This is a genomic window from Serratia sp. Sp408 (genome assembly GCF_057180665.1).
In genome coordinates this window covers 1041004-1055817 of sequence record NZ_JBXUFT010000001.1, presented here as the reverse complement: position 1 = coordinate 1055817, position 14814 = coordinate 1041004, and the positions used below count along the sequence as shown (strand labels likewise).

Annotated in this window: 15 protein-coding genes; 8 read left to right on the top strand and 7 right to left on the bottom strand. The window is 56.3% G+C overall.

Annotated elements, in window-relative coordinates; translation table 11 throughout:
• Positions 1-73: 73 nt before the first annotated feature.
• Positions 74-973 (top strand): LysR family transcriptional regulator, encoded by a 900-nt coding sequence (locus AC2AXP_RS05000; RefSeq protein WP_088499672.1) that lies wholly within the window; start codon positions 74-76, stop codon positions 971-973.
• A gap of 340 nt (positions 974-1313) precedes the next feature.
• On the opposite strand, the gene icd is transcribed toward AC2AXP_RS05000, so the two are convergent.
• Positions 1314-2567 (bottom strand): NADP-dependent isocitrate dehydrogenase, encoded by a 1254-nt coding sequence (gene icd, locus AC2AXP_RS04995; RefSeq protein WP_198772682.1) that lies wholly within the window; start codon positions 2565-2567, stop codon positions 1314-1316.
• Positions 2568-2699: 132 nt separating this feature from the next.
• Here icd and rluE point away from each other — a divergent pair, with 132 nt between their 5' ends.
• The 6 genes from rluE to purB all read left to right on the top strand — a co-directional run bounded on the left by rluE (position 2700) and on the right by purB (position 7629).
• Positions 2700-3326 carry a 23S rRNA pseudouridine(2457) synthase RluE gene (gene rluE, locus AC2AXP_RS04990; RefSeq protein WP_004964131.1) on the top strand — a complete coding sequence of 209 codons (627 nt, stop codon included), beginning with the start codon at positions 2700-2702 and terminating at the stop codon, positions 3324-3326.
• A gap of 20 nt (positions 3327-3346) precedes the next feature.
• Complete coding sequence (locus AC2AXP_RS04985) at positions 3347-3682, top strand: lysozyme inhibitor LprI family protein (RefSeq protein WP_004964134.1); 336 nt, start codon at positions 3347-3349, stop codon at positions 3680-3682.
• Between the two features lie 9 nt (positions 3683-3691).
• A complete protein-coding gene (locus AC2AXP_RS04980) occupies positions 3692-4138 on the top strand; it encodes an NUDIX hydrolase (RefSeq protein ID WP_004964137.1) in 447 nt (148 codons plus the stop codon).
• A gap of 96 nt (positions 4139-4234) precedes the next feature.
• On the top strand, positions 4235-5347 hold the full coding sequence (mnmA, locus tag AC2AXP_RS04975; RefSeq protein WP_198772683.1) for a tRNA 2-thiouridine(34) synthase MnmA: 1113 nt from the start codon (positions 4235-4237) through the stop codon (positions 5345-5347).
• Positions 5348-5609: 262 nt separating this feature from the next.
• The gene (gene hflD / locus AC2AXP_RS04970; RefSeq protein WP_004964144.1) at positions 5610-6236 is read left to right on the top strand and encodes a high frequency lysogenization protein HflD; all 627 of its coding nucleotides are present in this window, start codon (positions 5610-5612) and stop codon (positions 6234-6236) included.
• A 22-nt stretch (positions 6237-6258) separates the two neighbouring features.
• The gene (purB, locus tag AC2AXP_RS04965; RefSeq protein WP_004964146.1) at positions 6259-7629 is read left to right on the top strand and encodes an adenylosuccinate lyase; all 1371 of its coding nucleotides are present in this window, start codon (positions 6259-6261) and stop codon (positions 7627-7629) included.
• A gap of 102 nt (positions 7630-7731) precedes the next feature.
• On the opposite strand, the gene AC2AXP_RS04960 is transcribed toward purB, so the two are convergent.
• The 3 genes from AC2AXP_RS04960 to pdxR all read right to left on the bottom strand — a co-directional run bounded on the left by AC2AXP_RS04960 (position 7732) and on the right by pdxR (position 10546).
• On the bottom strand, positions 7732-8433 hold the full coding sequence (locus tag AC2AXP_RS04960) for a GNAT family N-acetyltransferase (protein WP_004964150.1): 702 nt from the start codon (positions 8431-8433) through the stop codon (positions 7732-7734).
• Between the two features lie 20 nt (positions 8434-8453).
• Positions 8454-8906 carry a GNAT family N-acetyltransferase gene (locus AC2AXP_RS04955; protein ID WP_371901515.1) on the bottom strand — a complete coding sequence of 151 codons (453 nt, stop codon included), beginning with the start codon at positions 8904-8906 and terminating at the stop codon, positions 8454-8456.
• 98 nt (positions 8907-9004) lie between these two features.
• Positions 9005-10546, bottom strand: coding sequence for a MocR-like pyridoxine biosynthesis transcription factor PdxR (gene pdxR / locus AC2AXP_RS04950; protein WP_004964155.1), 1542 nt, complete (start codon positions 10544-10546; stop codon positions 9005-9007).
• 204 nt (positions 10547-10750) lie between these two features.
• On the opposite strand from pdxR, the gene AC2AXP_RS04945 reads away from it, so the two are divergent.
• A complete protein-coding gene (locus AC2AXP_RS04945) occupies positions 10751-11515 on the top strand; it encodes a GntR family transcriptional regulator (protein WP_004964159.1) in 765 nt (254 codons plus the stop codon).
• Here AC2AXP_RS04945 and AC2AXP_RS04940 read toward each other — a convergent pair.
• The 3 genes from AC2AXP_RS04940 to AC2AXP_RS04930 are packed head-to-tail and all read right to left on the bottom strand — an operon-like array spanning position 11512 to position 14798.
• The gene (locus AC2AXP_RS04940; RefSeq protein ID WP_198772684.1) at positions 11512-12477 is read right to left on the bottom strand and encodes a PfkB family carbohydrate kinase; all 966 of its coding nucleotides are present in this window, start codon (positions 12475-12477) and stop codon (positions 11512-11514) included. The genes AC2AXP_RS04945 and AC2AXP_RS04940 overlap by 4 nt on opposite strands.
• Positions 12474-13493 carry an ADP-ribosylglycohydrolase family protein gene (locus AC2AXP_RS04935; RefSeq protein ID WP_039992195.1) on the bottom strand — a complete coding sequence of 340 codons (1020 nt, stop codon included), beginning with the start codon at positions 13491-13493 and terminating at the stop codon, positions 12474-12476. The genes AC2AXP_RS04940 and AC2AXP_RS04935 overlap by 4 nt, the downstream gene beginning before the upstream one ends.
• A gap of 54 nt (positions 13494-13547) precedes the next feature.
• Positions 13548-14798 (bottom strand): nucleoside permease, encoded by a 1251-nt coding sequence (locus tag AC2AXP_RS04930; RefSeq protein ID WP_484381451.1) that lies wholly within the window; start codon positions 14796-14798, stop codon positions 13548-13550.
• Between the last annotated feature and the right edge of the window lie 16 nt (positions 14799-14814).

Genomic DNA, 14814 nt, shown 5'->3' with positions numbered 1-14814 from the left:
GTATCACTTTCACTAAAATAGTGAAAATGGGTGGTAAACTAACCCTACTATTATGCTAATGTTGTGAGGGAGTATGGTCCGCCTTGAAGATGTGAGAATTTTTGTTCGCGCAGCGGCACTTGGAAGCTTTTCGCAAGCGGCTCGCGAAGCGGACATTCTACCTGCACAAGCAAGTGCGGCGATCCAGAGGCTGGAGAGAGATCTTGATACCCGGCTTTTTGTTCGCTCAACTCGCAGCCTGCGATTATCTGCCCAAGGGGAGAAATACCTGCCTTTTGCCCAAGAAATGCTAAGTGTGGTTAGAGCTGGTTATGACAGCCTGAAAAACAATGACGACATTTTGGAGGGTAAATTAAAAATCTCGCTACCCTCCGATATCGGACGTAATATCTTGCTTCCGCTAATTTCTGACTTTTGCCAGAAGCATACTAAAGTTTCGGTAAAGTTACTGTTCTCCGATGAAGTCAGTAATATTTATCGCGATCCAGTAGATATTGCTGTGCGCTATGGATTGCTGCAAAACAGCAGTTACGTCGCACAACCTCTGGTCGTGAATAACCGCCGCTGTCTCGTCGCATCCCCAGATTATATCGCCCGCAAAGGTCCACTGGAAACATTAACACAGCTGGCAGAACGGGAGTGTCTTCTTTATCTGCTCGATGGTCAGACTCATGATGTCTGGCCATTCGAAGATGAAAACGGAAAAAAAAAGGTGACTGTTCATAGCCGTTTTATAGCGAACGATGCTGATGTTACACGCCGCTGGGCTGTGGCTGGGCTTGGTATTGCCTACAAATCATGGTTGGATGTCGGCCCAGATATTGAACAAGGCCGTCTGATACAGCTCTTGCCGGATATATTGGGCGAAGCAGCCCCACTCAACTTTATCTGTCCACATCGTAGCCAATTATCTTTAGTAGTACGTAAACTATATCATCATCTAAGAGACCATTTTGATAGTCAAAATAATTAATAGTGTTTGACTATTAGAGAATTTAACTTCAGGTGTTGAATACTTAATTAAAAGGCGCCAAACAAAGGGAAGAGATCACGGCTATACCGGGCTCAAGAGATCAATACGCAGCACCTTCTGGGCCACAAGAGCCAACAGCAAACCGATCGGTACAACGATGATCGCGGCAAAGATTGGTTAACAATTTCACCAAACGGGAGTGAACAACGTTGAGATGTTTGTTCGTTATTTGAACGATTTTACTGAAGGATATTACTGGAATTTTACTGAAGAAATTTTTCCGAGAGGAAATACCCCACGGAAGCATTAGCCACCGTGGAGTATTATCAGTTAAACACCATTACATGTGTTTAACGATAGCGTCGCCAAACTCTGAACATTTCAGCAGCTTAGCGCCTTCCATCAGGCGCTCGAAGTCATAGGTCACGGTCTTGGCAGCGATGGCGCCTTCCATGCCCTTAACAATCAGGTCAGCCGCTTCGAACCAGCCCAGGTGACGCAGCATCATTTCAGCAGACAGGATCACTGAACCTGGGTTCACTTTATCCTGACCGGCATATTTAGGCGCCGTGCCGTGGGTTGCTTCAAACAGTGCGCATTCGTCGCCAATGTTGGCGCCAGGGGCAATACCGATACCGCCAACCTGTGCCGCCAGAGCATCGGAAATGTAGTCACCGTTCAGGTTCATACAGGCGATCACGTCGTATTCTGCCGGACGCAGCAGGATTTGCTGCAGGAACGCATCGGCGATCACGTCTTTAACCACGATCTCTTTGCCGGTGTTCGGGTTCTTGATCTTCAGCCATGGGCCGCCGTCAATCAGTTCACCGCCAAACTCTTCGCGCGCCAGCTCGTAGCCCCAATCCTTGAAGGCACCTTCGGTGAACTTCATGATGTTGCCTTTGTGAACCAGCGTCACGGAATCACGGTCATTGACGATCGCGTATTCGATGGCCGCACGCACCAGACGTTTGGTGCCTTCTTCCGAGCACGGCTTGACGCCGATACCGCACTGCTCAGGGAAGCGGATCTTCTTCACGCCCATTTCGTCGCGCAGGAACTTGATGACTTTGTCTGCTTCGGCAGAGCCCGCTTTCCATTCGATACCGGCGTAGATGTCTTCGGCGTTTTCGCGGAAGATCACCATATCGGTCAGTTCCGGGTGTTTAACCGGGCTTGGCGTGCCCTGGTAGTAACGCACCGGACGCAGGCAGACATACAGGTCGAGCTGTTGGCGCAGCGCCACGTTCAGGGAACGAATACCGCCGCCGACTGGCGTGGTCAGTGGGCCCTTGATGGCAACGCGGTAATCACGGATCAGATCCAGGGTTTCATCCGGCAGCCACACGTCTTTCCCGTAAACGTGAGTGGATTTTTCACCGGTGTAGATTTCCATCCAGGAGATTTTACGCTCGCCGTGGTAGGCTTTTTTTACTGCAGCATCAACCACGTTAATCATGGCAGGGGTTACGTCAACGCCAATACCGTCGCCTTCGATGAACGGAATGATCGGGTTATGCGGAACAACCAGTTTACCCTGGGCATCGACCGTAATCTTTTTACCTTCTGCCGGAACAACTACTTTGCTTTCCATCAACCTCTCCTTCAAGCGCAATTTTTGTTAATGCTTTGTAAGATGCGTGTCAATACTACTCGAATATTCTACCCGCGCCAATCCGAAACGGATTCGGCTATAATGCGCCTATCATTTGCCAGCACAACCGTTATGACTAAATTCCCTGTTAAAAATCACCAAGTTAAACGATTCAGCCAGCCAAAGCCCGCCAAACGCCCCGCCATGCACGGGCCGCGCAGGGTGATATTATTCAACAAACCGTTCGACGTATTACCGCAGTTTACCGACGAAGCCGGCCGCGCCACGCTGAAGGAATTCATCCCTTTCAATGACGTCTACGCCGCCGGGAGACTGGATCGCGACAGCGAAGGCCTGCTGGTATTGACCAACGACGGCAAGCTGCAGGCGCAATTGACCCAGCCGGGCAAACGCACCGGCAAGGTGTATTACGTGCAGGTGGAAGGCGCGCCGCAAGACGACGATGTGGCACCGTTACGTGCCGGGGTGACGCTGAAAGACGGGCCGACCCTGCCTGCCGGCGTCGAGCTGGTGGACGAGCCGACCTGGCTGTGGCCACGCCATCCTCCGATCCGCGAGCGGAAGGCCATCCCCACCCGCTGGTTGAAAATAACCCTGTATGAAGGGCGAAACCGCCAGGTACGGCGCATGACCGCGCATATCGGCTTTCCGACTCTGCGTTTGATTCGCTACAGTATGGGAGAGCTTGCGCTGGGCGAACTCCAGCCCGGCGAATGGAAACTTATCGAGTCGCTGTAATCCTACAAGGAGTCGCCGCTATGGGAAAAACCCTTCCGCTGATGTTGTCTACGCTACTGTGCGTCGCCGGCGCGCAGGCTGCCAGTTTCGACTGTCGCCAGGCGACGGCAACCGATGAGCGCGCCATCTGCGCCAGCCGCTCGCTGAGCGATAAAGACGTAGAAATGGCCACCAAATACCAGTTTTTGCGCGGTCTGTTTGCCATGGGCATGCGTGGCAATATGCAGGACGACCAAACCCGTTGGCTGGCGCAGCGCAATCGCTGCGGCAATGACGTCAACTGTCTGAGTAACAGCTACGCCACGCGCATCGCCGAACTGGATGCCATTTATCAGCATATCGATAAACCGCTGTAAGGAGCCGTCATGTTCAAACCGCACGTCACCGTCGCCTGCGTGGTTCATGCCGCCGGCAAGTTTCTGATCGTTGAAGAAACGGTAAACAACAAGGCATTGTGGAACCAGCCGGCTGGCCACCTGGAAGCCGATGAAACGCTGATCCAGGCGGCTGAACGCGAACTGTGGGAGGAAACCGGCATCCGCGCTGCACCGCAGTCATTCCTTAAACTGCATCAATGGATCGCCCCGGACCGTACGCCGTTTCTGCGTTTTTGCTTTGCCATTGAACTGGCGCAAACGCTGCCAACCGAACCGCACGATGCCGACATCGACCGTTGCCATTGGCTGAGCGCCGAGCAGATTTTAACCGCGCCCAACCTGCGCTCGCCGCTGGTAGCGGAAAGCCTGCGCTGTTACCTGCAACCGGAACGCTACCCGCTGTCGCTGGTCGGCAGTTTTAACTGGCCGTTCTAGCGCACAATATGTGCCGTGCGCGCCGGGCAGCATCGTGGTAAAATCCTGCGCTTGTTTTTTACCAGCACGGTTCGTGTTCAAGTTCGTGAGATCCCCATGTCAGACAACAGCCAGAAAAAAGTAATCGTCGGTATGTCCGGCGGCGTCGACTCTTCCGTTACTGCCTATCTGTTACAGCAACAGGGCTATCAGGTCGCTGGGCTGTTTATGAAGAACTGGGAAGAGGACGATGACGAAGAATACTGCTCCGCCGCGACAGACCTGGCCGACGCGCAAGCGGTGTGCGACAAGCTCGGCATTGAGCTGCACACGGTAAACTTTGCGGCTGAATACTGGGACAATGTATTCGAACTGTTCCTGGAAGAGTACAAGGCCGGTCGCACGCCAAACCCGGATATCCTGTGCAATAAGGAAATCAAGTTCAAAGCGTTCCTGGAGTTTGCCGCCGAAGATCTGGGGGCCGATTTTATCGCCACCGGTCACTATGTGCGCCGCCAGGACGTTGACGGCAAAAGCCGCCTGCTGCGCGGCGTCGACGGCAATAAAGATCAGAGCTACTTCCTGTATACCCTTAGCCACGAGCAGGTCGCGCAAAGCCTGTTCCCGGTGGGCGAGCTGGAAAAACCGCAAGTGCGGCGTATTGCCGAACAGCTGGAACTGGTCACCGCCAAGAAAAAAGACTCCACCGGCATCTGCTTTATCGGCGAGCGTAAATTCCGCGACTTCCTCGGCCGCTATCTGCCGGCGCAACCAGGCCCGATCGTCACCGTCGACGGTCAAACCATCGGTGAACATCAGGGTTTGATGTATCACACCCTCGGTCAGCGCAAGGGGTTGGGCATTGGTGGCATGAAAGACAGCAGCGAAGATCCGTGGTACGTCGTGGATAAAGACGTTGCCAATAATCAGTTGGTCGTCGCCCAGGGCCACGACCACCCTCGTCTGATGTCGGTGGGACTGATTGCCCAACAACTGCACTGGGTCGATCGCCAGCCGTTAACCGCACCGCTGCGTTGCACGGTAAAAACCCGCTATCGTCAGCAGGATCTGGCATGCACCGTAACGCCGATCGACGCCGAGCGTATCGAGGTACGTTTCGACGAGCCGGTCGCCGCGGTCACCCCGGGCCAGTCTGCGGTGTTTTACCAGGGTGAAATCTGCCTGGGCGGCGGCATCATCGAACAGCGCCTGCCGCTGCCTCAAGCGTAATTATCCCGTCAACAGGTGCCGAATGGCACCTGTTTTGCCTACTATTCAACCACCCTTTCGCCCCCGGACGTCGATGCATCGCAGCCTGCGTTTTGGCACTGGGTTTAACCGCCGTTTTGTGGCATGATCCGTGACATTCGTTGTCATCGTTGTGACTGCTGCGGCCAGCCATTGTGGCCCCGAGCCCGCGGCGTCGTTTCCCGATACACAAAACCCTTTAGCCGTAAGCCATGTACCGTTAACAGCGTTTACAGGAGTATTCGTGGCGAAGAATTATTATGACATTACGCTGGCGATGGCCGGGATCAGCCAGGCCGCGCGTCTGGTGCAACAGTTGGCGCATGAAGGCCAGTGTGACCGCGACGCGTTGCATACCTCGCTGAACAGTCTGTTGCAAATGAATCCGTCCTCAACCCTGGCGGTATTCGGCGGTGAAGAGTGTAACCTGAAGGTTGGCCTTGAAACGCTGATGGGCGTGCTGAATGCCAATAATAAAGGCCCTGGCGCGGAACTGACGCGCTACACCATCAGCCTGATGGTGCTTGAGCGCAAACTCAACGCCAATAAGCAGGCCATGAACACGCTGGGCGAACGTCTCGATCAATTGGAACGCCAACTGGCGCATTTTGATTTGGAATCCGAAACCATTGTCAGCGCCCTGGCCGGCATTTATGTCGACGTGGTCAGCCCGCTGGGGCCGCGCATCCAGGTCACGGGTTCACCGGCCATTTTGCAAAATACCCAGGTGCAGGCCAAGGTTCGCGCCACGCTGCTGGCCGGCATTCGCGCCGCGGTACTGTGGCAGCAGGTTGGCGGCAGCCGTCTGCAATTAATGTTTTCTCGTAATCGTCTGTTCAAACAGGCGCAAAATATCGTTGCTCATTGTTAATCGATCCCAGGAGTTGCTACCGATGGAATTATCCTCACTGACCGCCGTTTCACCCGTTGACGGACGCTACGGTGATAAAGTCAGCGCACTGCGCACTATTTTCAGCGAATTCGGCTTGCTGAAATTCCGCGTACAGGTTGAAGTACGTTGGCTGCAAAAACTGGCAGCCTGCGCAGAAATCAAGGAAGTTCCCGCTTTTGACGCCGACGCAAACGCTTACCTCGACCAGATCGTCGCCGAATTCAGCGAAGAAGACGCGCAGCGCATCAAGACTATCGAACGCACCACCAATCACGATGTGAAGGCGGTAGAGTATTTCCTGAAGGAAAAGGTAGCGGCAGTGCCTGCGCTGCACGCAGTCTCCGAATTCATTCACTTCGCCTGTACCTCGGAAGACATCAACAACCTGTCCCACGCGCTGATGCTCAACACCGCACGTCAGGACGTGGTGCTGCCGTTCTGGCGCAAGATCATCGACGCGATCAAAGGTCTGGCACAGGAATATCGCGACATTCCATTGCTGTCCCGTACCCACGGTCAGCCGGCTACGCCGTCCACCGTCGGTAAAGAACTGGCCAACGTCGCCTACCGCATGGACCGCCAGTTCCGTCAGTTGGAACAGGTCGAGATCCTCGGCAAAATCAACGGCGCGGTCGGCAACTACAATGCACACATCGTGGCCTATCCAGAAGTGGACTGGCACCGTTTCAGCGAAGAGTTCGTCACTTCGCTGGGCATTACCTGGAACCCATACACCACGCAGATTGAACCGCATGACTATATTGCCGAGCTGTTTGATTGCGTCGCGCGCTTCAACACCATTCTGATCGACTTCGACCGCGACATCTGGGGTTACATTGCGCTGAATCACTTCAAGCAAAAAACCATTGCCGGCGAAATCGGTTCCTCCACCATGCCGCACAAGGTTAACCCCATCGACTTCGAAAACTCCGAAGGCAACCTGGGTCTGGCTAATGCCGTGATGGGGCACCTGGCAAGCAAATTGCCGGTTTCGCGCTGGCAGCGTGACCTGACCGACTCCACCGTGCTGCGCAACCTGGGCGTCGGCCTGGGCTATGCGTTGATCGCCTATCAGGCGACCATGAAAGGCATCAGCAAACTGGAAGTAAACCAGGCACATCTGCTGGATGAACTGGATCACAACTGGGAAGTGCTGGCCGAGCCGATCCAGACCGTTATGCGCCGTTACGGCATTGAAAAACCTTATGAAAAACTGAAGGAATTGACGCGTGGCAAACGCGTTGATGCCGCCGGCATGCAGGCATTCATCGACGGCCTGGAACTGCCGGAAGAAGAAAAAACCCGTCTGAAGGCCATGACGCCGGCCAATTACATTGGTCGCGCCACCACCATGGTTGATGAACTGAAGTAAGCCGTTCGCAGACAGCCAAAAGCGACCTCAGCGGGTCGCTTTTTTTATGTTCGCCATCGCCTTGCTGCCGGCTAGCGGTGGTACAAGACGGATGCTGGCGGGTTAATCGAACAAGGCCTGCAACCGCGTTTTCTGCTGCCCGTCTGGGGTAAAATTATCCGCCGCCAGCCAGCGTGCAAACCCACGCTCGATGGTTGGCCAGCGGTCGCGCGTGATGGCAAACCAGTCGGTATCACGGTTGCGCCCTTTAATCACGATCGCACATTTAAACTGCCCTTCATAGACAAAACCAAAGCGCAGTGCCGCCCGTCGCGACGGCGCGTTAAGACTGTCGCATTTCCATTCGCAGCGTCGATAACCTAGCTGATTGAAGGCGTAGCGCAGCAGCAGGAAAATGGCTTCGCTGGCGCTGGGGCGCTGTTTCATCGCCGGTGACCAATTGACATGACCAATTTCCAGCACGCCGTTGGCGGGATCGATGCGCATCAATGCCACCGTACCCAGCGGTTCGCCGCTGACGGGATCGCATACCGTATAAGACACCAGTGACGGATCCGCTTGCAGCGCCTGCAAATGCTGCAGCATCGCTTGCAGGCTGTCCGGCCGCTCCGCCGGTAAATAGGTCCAGTCACGGTCATCCGCCGCCCGTTGATAAGCATCGAATAGTCCGCGGTAGTCACGCGGCGCATCCAGCGCCACCAATCGGCAAAAAGTCCCGTTTAGTGCCAGCGCGTCAGGCCTGTTCACGGCTTGCCAGTCGGTTAGCGCTTCGCCTATCGGCTGGCCATAATGATTGATTGCCATCCGTATCTCTTCCTCAGTCGTTAGCGGTTATAAACCACGAATGAACTGCGATTGCCCACTTTGTCGTACAGCGAGCGCGCCGGCGCGTTATATTCCTGGGTCATCCAGTAAACGCGGTCGCACTGACGCTGATCCGCTAATCGATAAGCCTGTTCGAACAGCTGTTCAGACACTTTTTGTCCACGCGCAGCGGGTGAAACATACAAATCTTCGATATAGCAATATCCCTGTGAACTCCAGGTCGACGGGTGGAAGATCAGATTCATCAACCCCAATAATCTGCCGTCCCGATCCTGCGCCACCAGGCCATAAACCGCCTCCTCGCGGGTCAGGCGGACAAATGTCTCTTCGCTGACGCTGTCGCTTACCTCTGCACGATAGAAATGCAGATAGCCTTGCCATAAAGCCAGCCACTGCGCCCGATCGTCATGGTGAACTCTACGTATTTGTACTGCCCGATCTATTGAACTCATTGTCACTCCAGTTACACAACGTCTGTTGAATAAGCGCAGAGTACACCGGCGGCCAGGCGCAGAGTACCTACCAATCCATCACGGCGGGCAGACCAATTTTAGCGGTTCTTCGGCATAGGCAGGGCGGCAAATATCTGTGCCAGTCGTTTGATAAATTGCACGATTTCACTCGGCGTATAGGCGGCAAAACCCAGCACCAATGCGCCCTGCCCGGGGGTGTCGGTATAAAAATCCGCCAGGCCGTACAGCCGGATCCCCTGTTCGGCACCAGCGGCCACCAGCCTGCGCTCGGTTGCCGCGTCGACCAGCGGGCAGACCAGCTGTAACCCCCCTTGCGGCAAATGCGGCCGTGTCCACGCCGCGAGGTATTGATTGACCGCGGCAAATAAAATGTCCAGGCGGGCTTTGTACAGCAGGCGCATGTTTCTTAAATGCTCGGTATAACCATCCGATCGTAAAAAGGCATACAGCGTCGCCTGCGACAGCGTCGCGGTGCAGCCGTCCTGAAGTTGCTTGGCTGCCACCATCGGAATAATCAAGGAGGGCGGCACAATGATAAAACCCAGCCGTAAACCCGGAAACAGGGTCTTGCTGAAGGTGCCGATATACAGGGTACGCTGATGCTGATCCAGCCCCTGCAACGAAGCCGTCGGCATGCCGTGGTAGGTAAATTCGGAATCGTAGTCATCTTCGATGATCCAGGCATTTTCCTGGCGCGCCCATGCCAGCAAGCCTAATCGACGATCGATATCCAGCGAGTGCCCCAACGGGTAGTGGTGCGAAGGGGTAACATACACACCTCGACCACTCGGCCGGGTTGCTACCAGTTGGTCGACGTTGATCCCCCGCGGGTCCACCTCAATCGGGATAGCACGCAGACCGGCAGCGCACACCAGCTTTTTTGCTCCCTGATAGCCCGGTTCCTCAACGAACACCGCGTCACCGGCGTTGAACAACACCTGGGTACACAACGACAGCGCCTGCTGCGAACTGCTGACGATCACCACCTGTTCCGCGGTGGCTTTTACCCCCCGCTCCCGCCGCAGGTAGTCGACAATTTCGCTACGTAACGCCACTAGCCCTTGAGGATCGCCATAGCCCAAAAGCTGTTCGGTGTGATGTCGCACCGCCGACTTTTCCAACTGCAACCAGTTGTCGATCGGGAACTGTCGCAGATCCGGCGCCGACGGGGTCAGCGCGCCAACGAGGCCGGCATGTGGCGTATAGCCACTAACCAGCAACACGCGCCCGCTGGCGCTTAACGCCTGTTCAGTCAGGCTAGCCTGAGCGGTGGCGTCGGCGGCCAATAGCTCACGGCCAATCAGCGGGCTGTTGCGGTAGCTGACAAAACTGCCGCGCCCAACCGTTCGAGCCAGATACCCTTCGGCCTCTAACTGGGCGTAGGTCAGTTCGACCGTATCGCGCGATATGCCCAGTGCGCTGGCCAGTCGGCGGCTCGGGGGCAGCCGGCTCAGCGTTTTCAGTTCGCCTGCGGTTACCAATTGCCTGATAGCCAGGTGCAACGCCGCTTTCAAGGTCATTCGCTGCCGACGCAGGCGTGTGAGCAGCGGTTTAATCTTTGCCGTAGCGAGTTCGATCTCGTTGGCGGAGCCCAGCGTGGCATGCTCATTCTGCTTCATGTAATCGGTCTCAAAGCGCAGGTGAATACCGGCGCAGCATCAATCTGTTAGGAGCATTTTCTCGTCATGCGCATCAACTTACCAGTGCCGCCACCGTTTTGCGCGGATTCTCGCCAGATTTCACTCACGCTGGCTGTTGCGCCACGGGGTAAAATCACCTTAAATAAGACATATCGTATTGAGGCAACAGGATTTCGGCCGGTTATGAGCATGGAAACCAACCAGCGTCTGCTGGATAAACTACAGCAGGATCTGAGCAGCGCGGGTGCCATGCCGCTCTATCTGCGTTTTAACGCGTCAATACGCCAGGCGATCGAACAGGGTGTGCTGAGCGAAGGGGACTTCTTACCCAGCGAGCGTCATTTCACCGATCGGCTGGGCATTTCACGCATTACCGTGCGCAAGGCGCTGGCCTGTCTGGAGGAGGACGGCATTATTGGCCGTTCACGCGGTTATGGCACTTTTATTCGCCAAACCTCGCCACAGGCCAAGCTGGCCTATTCACTGGCGGATGTAAAAGGCTTTTCACGCGAGGTCATGCTGCAAGGGCGACGGCCCGATACGGTGTGGATCAGCCGCGAACGCGTGGTTGCCGATAGCCAACTGGCGGCAAAGCTGGCGCTGGCAGAAAATACCGCCGTTTATAAACTCAAACGCATTCACTTTATCGACGGGAAACCGATGTCGCTGGCAGTGTCTTATGTGGTGGCGGAGGCTATCGCCAACGTTGAAGATATCGGCCTGTCGCTGTATGACTATTTCCGCCTCAACAACGTCGAAATGGGGTCGCTGCGCAGCCAGGTCAGCGCGGCAATGACCGATGAAGAAACCCAGCGCACCCTGCAATTGAAAGATCCCATGCCGCTGCTGATCATCAAGCAAACGCTGTTTGATCGGCAGAAGAAACCGATAGAATACAGCGAGAGCTTTTGCCGCAGCGACATGTACGAGTTTATCAGCGAGGATTAACCGGCTTCGCTGGCCAGCAGTTGCGCCAGCGTCGGCGCGCAATCTCCGCCAGGGCGTGAAACCACATAACCGGCAATGCTGTTGGCCAGCAGCATGGTTTGCTGCGGTGTCAGCCCCAATGCCAACCCGGCCAGCAAACCGGCAGTATGACTGTCGCCAGCGCCAATGCTGTCGGCCACCGTCACCGCCCTGGCCGCTACCCAGCCGCATTCGCCCGGCTCGGCGTAATAGTACCCGCCTTGGTCACCAAAACGCACCACCACCCATTGCCCGGTACGTTGCCACAGCTGCCGACAGAAGCCTTCAATATCCTCGCCCATCCCCAACAGTTGCGCTTCGCGCTGGTTTAGCGTCAACAGCACGCCGGGACGAATCAGACGTTGCAGCAAATCGTCCGGCATCACATCGATGCGCGGGCCAATATCCAGCACCACCCGCACCGTGGCAGGCAGTTGCTGCATCCACTGCAGCAGTACCGCGCCGCCCCCCGATCCCAACTGATAGCCGGAAAGGTATACCAGCCCGCCTTGCGGCGCCGCGTCCTGCAGCCACGCCGTTTGCCAACGGTTTTCTATACCGTCGATGGAAATGAACGTACGCTCGCCGTCCGGCTCCACCAGTGCCATGCACCAACCGTTATCCTCGCCGCCCACCGCCAGATCGGAGTGCACCCCGCGCTGCGCCATTTCGCCACGCAGTCGATCGGCCCACATGCCCTCGCCCAGCGGCAGCAGATTACGGCTGACAATGCCCAGTTGCTTCAGCGCTACGGCAATGTTTAACGCGCAGCCGCCGAGATGGAACCCCTGCATCTGCGCGGCAACATCGCCACCCCGCTGCGGCAGCGCCTCGGCGCTGACCACCATGTCCATCACCGCTGCACCGATCAGCGTCACCGGCGATTGCTGATGCCAACCGCCCTGCGTCAGCGTTAACAGTAAATCGTGCCGTGCCCTGTTCATTGGCCCTCCTGGCGAGCTTGCCGCAGCCGCAGCAACGCCTGTGCATAAGCGGGAATATCCAGCGTATTGACCTGCTTCAATTGCGCCAACAGGCGTTGGTCAAAGGCGTCAATGCCGTTCAGCGCACCGCAAATGGCGGTGGCCATCGCGCCAATGGTATCAGTGTCGCCACCCAGATTGGCGCAGAGAATCGCACACTGGTTGGGATCGGTATCCGCCAAGGCCACCATCGCCAGCGCCGCCGGCACCGACTCGATGGTACTGACGCCGGCGCCGACCAATTGATAAATGCGCTCGGACGCCTGCTCGGTGCCGGTCGAGCTATCAACCACCTGCAAGGCCAGTTCAACACGTGCCGCCAGCGAAGCGCTGAAGGTGGTGCTGTGGCGGCGCTGGGCATAATCCGCAACCCCCGGCAATGCCAGGCGAATCTCCGCCCAACTGACGCCCTCGACCGCTTTGGCTATCGCCCAGGCAATCACCACCGCACCAGCAACGGCAATGTCCGATTTATGCGTCGGACTGGAGGCCAACCATACCTGCTGGCAGAAATCGTCCAGCGGTGCAGAAGGCAACACGCAGCCAAGCGGTGAAATCCGCATCGCCGCGCCATTGGTGACGCCGTTGTTATCCAGTTCGCTAATCGGCGTGCCCTTTTTCTGCGCGCCTAATGCCAGTTTGGAACTGGGGCCGAGAATGTTTTTATTGAATGCGTCAAAATCGTCGACCCAGCGGATCACGTTGCGGGCAATCAGTTCCGGCACGACCTCGCCGTCAGCCTCGATCAGCGCGTCGGCCAGCGCCAACGCCATTGAGGTGTCGTCGGTATATTGCGCCGCACGGAAATAGCAGGCGGCGCTATTTTCCGCCGGACCATCAAGAAAACGGTCAATCCAGCCAAAATGCTGCTTTACCCGTTCACGCGGCCACAGCTCTGACGGCATGCCGAGCGCGTCGCCCAACATCTGTCCATAAAGCGCGCCTACGACGCGTTGTTGCGGGGTTAATGGCTTCATTGGTTGTTGCTCCTGAATCGTTGTCATCGCCGGGCATCAGGCCCGGCCGGTGGTTTAAGGCTGAGTCACATTGATCGGCGTGATGCTGTGGTTGCGCTCGCGGAAAAACAGCAGGAACAGCAGCATCACCGCCACCACCATCGCCGCTCCCACACCCCACACCGCAAACCAGTCAAAGGTCATGCCGTCACGCGGTTGTTGCAGCGCAAAGGTGGTCATCGCCTGCCCTCCTAGCCAGTTGCCGATAAAACTGCCCAGCCCCTGGCAGATCAGCGTGATCAACCCCTGCGCCGCGGTACGCATATGCGCCGGTGCCTTTTTATCCACATAGATGTAGCCGGTGACGAAATAGAAATCGTAGCTGACGCCGTGTAACAAGATGCCGAGGAACAGCATGCTGTATGCCCAAACGTCAGCGGTGCCGCCATAGATAAAGAACAGGTAGCGGATCGCGGCGGTAACGAACCCCAGCATCAGCACCTTTTTAATGCCGTAGCGTTTAAGCAGCAGCGGCAAGGCCAGCATGGCGAAAATTTCGGATACCTGTCCCAGCGTCATCCAGCCGGTGGCATCGGGCAATCCGACCTGGGTCAGATAGCCATTGGCAAACTGGTAATAAAACGCCAATGGCATGCAAAACAGAAACGAGCACAGCGCAAAGGTGGCGAACGAGCGATCTTTCAATAATCCCAGCGCATTCAGCCCCAGCAGCGCTTTGACATCCACCGGCCCGGTGCCGCGTGCCGGCGTATTCGGCAGCAGGAAACTGTACACCCCGAGGCAGATAGCGGCGATACCGGTAATGATCAGTGGCTGATTGGTGTCGGAGATATTGCCCATGCCCAGCAGCGGCGGCAGCAAAAAGCCGATCACCAGACCGGAGGCAATCCAGCCGAGGGTGCCCAGCACGCGAATGCGCGGAAACTCCTTCTCGGCATCGCCAATATTGGCGAAGGCGATACTGTTGGTTAGCGCCACGGTAGGCATATAGGTAATGGCATACACCACCAGCAACGGGAAGAAGCGAGAAAACTCGGTCTGCCAGGCGATGATGAACATCAGAATACCGCCGGCCAGGTGCAACCAACCCAGCACTTTCTGCGCAGCAAAATAGCGGTCGGCAATCACCCCGACCAGCACCGGCGAAAGGATCGCCGCAATCGCCGTGCTGCTGTAGGACCAGGCGATTTCACCTGGCGTAAAGCCCAATTTGTTGAGGTATTGCCATAGCGGGACGAACCATGCGCCCCAGATGAACCACTCTATAAACATCATGACAGACAGCTTCAGGTGAGGACGTTTCATTATTATATCCTTACTG

Excerpts from the sequence above, each read along its gene's own strand:
- purB (WP_004964146.1), top strand. The coding sequence starts at position 6,259 with ATGGAATTATCCTCACTGACCGCCGTTTCACCCGTTGACGGACGCTAC.
- AC2AXP_RS04980 (WP_004964137.1), top strand. The coding sequence starts at position 3,692 with ATGTTCAAACCGCACGTCACCGTCGCCTGCGTGGTTCATGCCGCCGGC.
- pdxR (WP_004964155.1), bottom strand. The coding sequence starts at position 10,546 with ATGAAGCAGAATGAGCATGCCACGCTGGGCTCCGCCAACGAGATCGAA.
- AC2AXP_RS04945 (WP_004964159.1), top strand. The coding sequence starts at position 10,751 with ATGAGCATGGAAACCAACCAGCGTCTGCTGGATAAACTACAGCAGGAT.
- rluE (WP_004964131.1), top strand. The coding sequence starts at position 2,700 with ATGACTAAATTCCCTGTTAAAAATCACCAAGTTAAACGATTCAGCCAG.
- AC2AXP_RS04940 (WP_198772684.1), bottom strand. The coding sequence starts at position 12,477 with ATGAACAGGGCACGGCACGATTTACTGTTAACGCTGACGCAGGGCGGT.
- mnmA (WP_198772683.1), top strand. The coding sequence starts at position 4,235 with ATGTCAGACAACAGCCAGAAAAAAGTAATCGTCGGTATGTCCGGCGGC.
- AC2AXP_RS04985 (WP_004964134.1), top strand. The coding sequence starts at position 3,347 with ATGGGAAAAACCCTTCCGCTGATGTTGTCTACGCTACTGTGCGTCGCC.
- AC2AXP_RS04935 (WP_039992195.1), bottom strand. The coding sequence starts at position 13,493 with ATGAAGCCATTAACCCCGCAACAACGCGTCGTAGGCGCGCTTTATGGA.
- AC2AXP_RS04955 (WP_371901515.1), bottom strand. The coding sequence starts at position 8,906 with ATGAGTTCAATAGATCGGGCAGTACAAATACGTAGAGTTCACCATGAC.
- AC2AXP_RS04960 (WP_004964150.1), bottom strand. The coding sequence starts at position 8,433 with ATGGCAATCAATCATTATGGCCAGCCGATAGGCGAAGCGCTAACCGAC.
- icd (WP_198772682.1), bottom strand. The coding sequence starts at position 2,567 with ATGGAAAGCAAAGTAGTTGTTCCGGCAGAAGGTAAAAAGATTACGGTC.
- AC2AXP_RS04930 (WP_484381451.1), bottom strand. The coding sequence starts at position 14,798 with ATGAAACGTCCTCACCTGAAGCTGTCTGTCATGATGTTTATAGAGTGG.
- AC2AXP_RS05000 (WP_088499672.1), top strand. The coding sequence starts at position 74 with ATGGTCCGCCTTGAAGATGTGAGAATTTTTGTTCGCGCAGCGGCACTT.